The organism is Priestia sp. SIMBA_032 (genome assembly GCF_046535215.1).
GTDB classification, from domain to species: Bacteria; Bacillota; Bacilli; order Bacillales; family Bacillaceae_H; genus Priestia; species Priestia aryabhattai.
Genome location: NZ_JAWRXD010000168.1, coordinates 1 through 416 on the forward strand (window position 1 = coordinate 1; position 416 = coordinate 416).

1 protein-coding gene is annotated in these 416 nt (G+C 41.6%); it reads right to left on the reverse strand.

Translation table 11 applies throughout. The features are described from left to right. A partial coding sequence (locus SB717_RS33855; RefSeq protein WP_410907182.1) for a helicase-related protein occupies positions 1–416 on the reverse strand: 416 nt, incomplete at both ends.

A 416-nucleotide genomic window follows, 5' to 3' on the forward strand; every position in this document is an offset into this window, starting at 1 on the left:
AATCCCTTAGTACCTGCCCGTCCTGTTCGACCAATACGATGAACATAGCTTTCAGGATCCTGAGGAATATCAAAATTATAGACATGACTAACACCTGTAATATCAAGTCCCCTTGCTGCAACGTCGGTTGCGACCATAATCTCAATCGTATGATCCTTGAATTGACGAATCACATCGGCACGTTTTGATTGTGTAAGGTCTCCGTGAATGCCTTCTGCTGCATACCCACGTTTTTTTAGCCCTTCAGCAAGCTCATCGACACGTTTTTTTGTTCGTCCAAACACAATAGCAAGGTCTGGTGATTGAAGATCTAGAAGATTGCAAAGAACATCAAATTTTCGATTCTCAGGAATTTCCACATAACGTTGTTCAATGTTCTTTACCGTTAATTCCTTTGCTTTTACCTGCACGAGTTC